5 protein-coding genes are annotated in these 6,485 nt (G+C 46.8%); all 5 read left to right on the top strand.

Annotated elements, in window-relative coordinates; genetic code table 11:
- Positions 1-2,153 (top strand): chemotaxis protein CheW (locus AB7U36_RS16035; protein WP_428160712.1); only part of this gene is annotated, 2,153 nt, incomplete at its 5' end.
- A 37-nt stretch (positions 2,154-2,190) separates the two neighbouring features.
- Positions 2,191-2,640 (top strand): chemotaxis protein CheW, encoded by a 450-nt coding sequence (locus tag AB7U36_RS16030; RefSeq protein ID WP_428160711.1) that lies wholly within the window; start codon positions 2,191-2,193, stop codon positions 2,638-2,640.
- Positions 2,640-3,737, top strand: a complete 1,098-nt coding sequence (locus AB7U36_RS16025) for a protein-glutamate methylesterase/protein-glutamine glutaminase (protein ID WP_428160710.1) — start codon at positions 2,640-2,642, stop codon at positions 3,735-3,737. The genes AB7U36_RS16030 and AB7U36_RS16025 overlap by 1 nt, the downstream gene beginning before the upstream one ends.
- A gap of 35 nt (positions 3,738-3,772) precedes the next feature.
- Positions 3,773-4,615 (top strand): CheR family methyltransferase, encoded by an 843-nt coding sequence (locus AB7U36_RS16020; protein WP_428160709.1) that lies wholly within the window; start codon positions 3,773-3,775, stop codon positions 4,613-4,615.
- A gap of 12 nt (positions 4,616-4,627) precedes the next feature.
- The gene (locus tag AB7U36_RS16015; RefSeq protein ID WP_428160708.1) at positions 4,628-6,304 is read left to right on the top strand and encodes a HEAT repeat domain-containing protein; all 1,677 of its coding nucleotides are present in this window, start codon (positions 4,628-4,630) and stop codon (positions 6,302-6,304) included.
- The last annotated feature ends 181 nt before the right edge of the window (positions 6,305-6,485 follow it).

Raw genomic sequence — 6,485 nt, 5'->3', positions numbered from 1 at the left:
TTGCCGGAGAACTTGTACTCAGCAGAAATCAGCTTCTTCAGGGAGTCAACTCGTCTAACGTAAAGGCGACAGAGCTTTCAAGCCAGCGAATTGACATGATCACATCAGAGCTTCAGGAAGCGATCATGCGCACACGGATGCAGCCCATTGCCAATATCCTGAACAAATTTACCCGGGTGGTCCGGGATCTGTCCCACCAGTTGGGAAAATCCATAGATCTGGAAATCGAAGGCAAGGATGTTGAGCTGGATAAAACCATCCTGGAATCCATCAATGACCCGTTGACCCATCTTGTAAGAAACGCCGTTGACCATGGCATTGAAACACCCATGGAAAGGGAGCAGATGGGTAAAAAGGGCACGGGAAAAATTGTTTTAAAGGCATTCCACGATGCAGGTCAGGTCAATCTTGTCATCTCAGACGATGGCCGGGGACTGTATCCTGCCAAAATCGCCTCATCTGCCATTGAAAAAGGCCTGATATCCGAATCACGGGTAGCGGAAATGTCGGACAAGCAGAAAATAGAACTGATTTTTCTACCGGGGTTTTCAACTGCCAAGGAGGTCACGGATGTGTCCGGCCGTGGCGTGGGCATGGATGTGGTGGTCACAAACATTGAGGCGTTAGGCGGGATTATAGAACTTGATTCAACACCCGGACAGGGAACGGATATTCAGATCAAGCTGCCTTTGACGCTGGCCATTATTCCCAGCCAGATCACCTCTGTCGGCAATGAGCGCTATGCAGTTCCCCAGGTCAACCTCAACGAACTGCTCAGGATTCCGGCAAGCCAGATCAAAGAAAAAATTGAAAAAGTCGGGGATGCGGATGTTGTCCGGCTCAGGGGCGAGCTTCTTCCCCTTTTGAACCTGGCGGACATGCTCGGCATACAGCGCACTTATGTTCATCCCGAAACCGGCGAAGAACACGAAGACCGCAGAACCAGGCTTGCTGACCGCAGATCAAAGGTTCACATGCCCGGGGAGGTTTCTGATTCTGAGGACCAAACAGAACCTGAAACAAAAAGAGAGAAAAGCGACCGCCGTTATCGTGCCTCTTCTGCTATCAATATTGCGGTTGTATCTGCCGGGGCATTCAAATACGGGCTTGTGGTGGATCAGCTCCATGATTCCGAGGAAATCGTTGTTAAACCCGTGGGTCGGCATTTAAAGAAATGCACAGCCTATGCCGGTGCAACGATTATGGGTGACGGTAAGGTGGCGCTGATCCTTGATATCTCCAACCTTGCCCAGATGGCCGAACTTTCCGCCGTTGCAGAAGCCAGCCAGAATGCGGTCAGGGCCGCAGAGGAAGAAGAAGCGGCCAGAGCCGATAAAGTCGCGTTACTGACATTCAAAAATAACGACAAAGAACATTTTGCCGCGGCATTAAGCATTGTGGAACGTATTGAGCGTATCAAAACATCCGACATTGAGCAGATCGGCGGCCGCAAGGTTGTCCAGTACCGCGGCGGTTCCCTGCCCCTGTATGAACTCTCCCAGGTGGTAAATGTTGAACAACTTCAGGAAAGGGAGCAGCAGGAAGTTATTGTTTTCAAGGTTAAAGACCGGGAACTGGGGCTTATGGTTACCCCGCCGGTGGATGCCCAGGAAGTTGTGCTCAACATTGACAGCTCGACCCTGAAGCAGCCTGCCATCAGCGGCTCCATGATTATTAACAACCATACCACGTTACTTGTGGACATTTTTGAACTGGTTAAAACGTTGAATCCGGAATGGTTTGAAGCCGAGGCCAAGGCAGCAGCAAGCATGGCCGAAGACGGCGGGAAAATTATCCTGTTTGCTGAAGATTCAGCCTTTTTCAGAAACCAGGTCAAACAGTTCATGGTAGAGGACGGCTTCAAGGTCATCGAAGCTGAAGACGGACTTATTGCCTGGGAACTGTTAAAAGAACGCGTCGAAGAGATTGACCTGGTTGTAACGGATCTGGAAATGCCCAATATGGACGGATTCGAATTCACCAGGCGGATTAAGAGTGATCCCAGGTACTCACATCTTGGAGTTATAGCCTTGACATCCCTTGCCAGCGAAGCGCATATTGAAAAAGGCAGGTCCGTGGGGATTGACGAATATGAGATAAAACTTGACCGGGAACGACTCATGGCTGTTATCAGGCAATATATGAATTTGTAAAACGTCCACAAAGCAGATACCCGTTAAGGAGATTTACATGAAAAAAGAGACCAAAGAAACCGCATCCAATGACATAGAGTTCTCCACATTCTATGTTGGCGGGGCCATTTGTGGAATCGACATATTAAATATCCAGGAAATCAATAAGCATTTTGAAATCACACAGGTGCCCCAGTCAGCTGAATACGTCAAAGGCATATTGAATCTTCGGGGCAGAATTGTAACTATTATTGACCTGGGCAAAAAACTGGGTCTGTCTCCGGTCTCCCCAAGCAAAGACAACCGCAACATCATTGTCAATTCTGAAGATGAGCATATCGGCCTTCTGGTGGATGCCATTTCCGATGTGGTCATCACCCAGAAGGAACAAATAGAGTCAGCGCCTTCAAATATTGGTGGTGTCAAAGGCAAATATTTCCAGGGTGTTTTAAAAACAAAAAATAAGTTGATTGGGATTCTTGATATTGATGAGGTGCTCAAAGAATAATGAACACCATCAAAGTGCTTGTTGTTGATGATACAATTGTTTACCGAAAAATTGTTGGAGACGCACTCAAACAGATGCCGGGCATAGAGGTAGTCGGTACTGCCAACAACGGAAGAATTGCCCTTTCAAAAATTAAAACCCTTAAACCGGATCTGATGACCCTGGATATTGAAATGCCGGAAATGAACGGCATTGAGCTGCTTCAGGAACTTCAGAATATGGACAGCCCTCCCTTGGTGATCATGGTCTCCACCCTGACCCACCAGGGAGGAGAGCTGACCCTGCAGGCTTTGGAGCTTGGTGCGTTTGACTTTCTGCCCAAGCCTGAAGAAGGCAAGATAACAGAGAATATGCTCAAAGTCCAAAAAGCCCTTGAGCCTATTGTGCGCCATGTCAAACGCCATAAATTCGGAATAATTGATCCTCCGGCCAGACCAAAACATGCGGTGCCGATTCCGGCAAGGACTGCGGAACCCAAGGCTGCCCCCAGGCCGTTACCGTCCAGGCCAGCCGGTATCAGGTCCAAATCCGAAATTATAGGTATCGGCATATCTACCGGCGGTCCCAATGCATTGACAAAAATGATACCCATGCTGCCCAAGGACCTCAAGGTACCGGTTCTCATTGTACAGCATATGCCGCCTTTATTTACGGCATCCCTTGCCGCCAGTCTGGATAAAAAGTCCGCCCTTGACGTCAAAGAGGCCAAGGATGGAGACATCATTGAACCTGGCAAGGTGTTCATTGCACCCGGAGGCAAGCAGATGAAAATTGTTGCAGGGGCAGACGGTTTGACCCGAAAAATAAAAATTACGGATGATCCACCGGAAAATTCGTGCAAACCCTCGGCAGATTACCTGTTTCGCTCCATTGCCCAGCACTATGTGGGAAGATCCACAGGCGTCATCATGACCGGAATGGGCTCTGACGGAACAAAGGGGCTCGTCCAAATGAAAAACAACGGCAGTTTCATTATTGCCCAGGATGAAAAAACATGCACTGTTTACGGCATGCCCAAAGAACCTACGGAATCCGGGATAGTAGATGTCATCGCACCGTTAGAAAAAATTGCAGATGAAATCGTAAAAACAATTTAACCTGAAACCCAGCAGCCGATACCGACACGATGCTTATGAGCAAAATCAAAGTAACTCCGGAAGAGTTCAAAACATTTTCCCAATATATTCTAGATATATCTGGAATTGCGCTAGGTATTGGGAAAGAATACCTTCTGGAAACCCGACTCAATCCTCTGCTTGCCAAATACCAGTGCAATTCATATTCGGATTTGCTGAAAAAATCTAAACACGGTTTTAACAAAGAGCTGGAAGGCGAAATTATTGATGCCATTTCCACCAATGAAACCTATTTTTTCAGGGATAAATCGCCGTTCAAACTTCTCCAGCATAAAATACTGCCGGACCTGATCGATAAACGTTCGAAAAAAAGTTTTGGCAAACCCACCATAAGAATATGGAGTGCGGCCAATTCAACGGGGCAGGAACTATACAGCCTTGCCATGACCATGATTGAAATGGGTGTAACGATTGATAAGTACAATATCAGGCTGTTTGGTACGGATATCTCTGATGCGGCTATTGCCAAGGCCAGTTACGGCGTTTACAACAAATTTGAAGTGGCGCGCGGACTTGAGCCTGCCCGGCTTAACAGATTCTTTCAACCCAAGGAGGATAAGTATAAGGTTAAAGACGAGCTTCGGGCCATGGTTCAGTTCAAAAAGATGAACCTGATGAAACCGTTTATCGGTATTGGAAAATTTGATATTGTCCTTTGCCGCAATGTGATGATCTATTTCACCACCGAAGATCGCCGAAAAATTTATTCAAATATTTCAAAGGTCATAGAACCGGACGGATACCTTTTGATCGGTTCCACAGAATCGCTGGTAAATGACACAGACCTTTTTGCATCTTTCAGATATTTAAACTCGGTATTTTACCAGTTTAAAAGTTAGCGGAGTGAAGTTATGGGTGGCATTAATGCACAAGATTTTATCAATGAACTAATCTTCTGTCTCAACCAAAACGATACAGTTAAAGCCAAGGCCCTGCTTCAATTTGCATCGGACGCCAACGTCGATGCCCAGGTGCAGAAAATGGCCCTTGCAGAGCTTGCAAAAGGACCTGAAAACGTTGTTTTTCCTCTGCTTGAATACCTTACCAAAATAGAGATTTCCAACACGGAAATTCAGGAAAGCCTATATGATCTGATTTTGGACAAAGCATACGGTAATACCAATCTGGTCACAGAATATATTACCAACAACGAAAAAAAGACCCGGATTCAGTTTATCCGGGCAGCCGGAGATCTGTTCCTTGAAGAAACCATCCCGGCTCTGATCCAGGTTATGCAGGGCGAAACAGACCCGGAAATCATAACTCCGGCCATTAATTCACTTGCGGTATTCCGCAAACCCGAACATATTGAAATCTTTTCTTCGTTTACCACGCATTCAGACCCCGACATTATCAAAGCAGCCATTTTCGCCATCGGTGCAGTGTCCAATCCCCATGCAGCAGATGCCCTGATGAGCTTTTTATGCGAAGACCAAATCATCAACAAACTGGTTGTCCAGGCCTTAGCAAACAAGCAGGAACTTTATGATCTGGAAAAAATAACCCTTCTTTTATCGTCCCCTGTCACCATTATCAGGGACACGGCCATTGATGAGCTTATCAGCATGGGCAAAAAGGCCACACCCCTTCTCACTAAGGCATTCCAGAATGCAGAAGCCGACTATATGGTGCATCTGATCACCACCCTCGGCTACATAGAGGATCAGGCTGCCATTCCCGCCATCATGGACATTATCAATACCCAGCCCAAGGATGCCAACATCCGCCAGGCTGCTTACGAAGCCATGGAACGTATTCCTTCGCCCCGTACAGCCATCTGTCTGGTCCAGGGTCTCCAGGATCCGGAAGAATCCGTGCGCATGAGTGCAGCCCGGGCCATTGACAAAAATCTGTCAAAACCATTGGTGGCCGGACTGAAAAATATTATCCGGGACAAGTCCACCGAAGCAGTTTCAACTGTAGGCGCACTTATAGATACAGATGCAACTACTGTTTTCAGTTTTCTTATGGGTGAAGAATCCTTCAGGGAACTTGCCGTCACCCATATTGCTGAAAAGGCATCCCCGTCCACCCGCAAAGCCTTTCTAACAAATATGGCATCCCTAGGCCAGGTTGCGTTTGCCAAGGAAATTGCATCAAGAATCACCGGCAAGGATCAGGAAAAAGAGTCATCTTCGGTGAAAATTGTTGTGGTGGATGACTCAAAAATGATGCTTAAACTATATCAGAACAAATTGTCTCTCCTTGGGCTTGCCTGTGAAACCTATCACCGCCCTGAAGATGCGGTGAAACGGATACTGTCCGGGAAAACAGATCTTGTAATTACGGATTTGAACATGCCCAACATCAGCGGCCTGGAACTTACCATGGAAATAAGGCGCAGATTCACCCGGACGGATCTGCCCATTCTGATGATCACCACCCAAAGTGATTTTATAGAAGAAAAAAACGGAGATGTAGATGTCAACGAGGTCCTTTTGAAAAAATCCGGCATCAATAAAATCCTTCACAAACCCTTTACTGACAATGATTTCAAAGATTCTGTCTTTAAACTGCTACCCACCTGATCCAATCAAAAGGAGCCCCGTAAGGGATTTATTTTACCCCATGCTAAGAAAAGCCCTCATCCATGATGTTGTCCCCATCCATGCCCTGCTTAAATTTTATGCCGGAAAGGGAGAACTTCTAGGCCGGCCCTTAAGCAATCTGTACGACCATTTACGGGATTTCTGGGTAGATGAGGATGAG

It is taken from the genome of Desulfobacter sp. (assembly GCF_050177295.1).
Note: the sequence above shows the minus strand (reverse complement) of the source record. Positions and strands in the feature narration are given on the sequence as shown.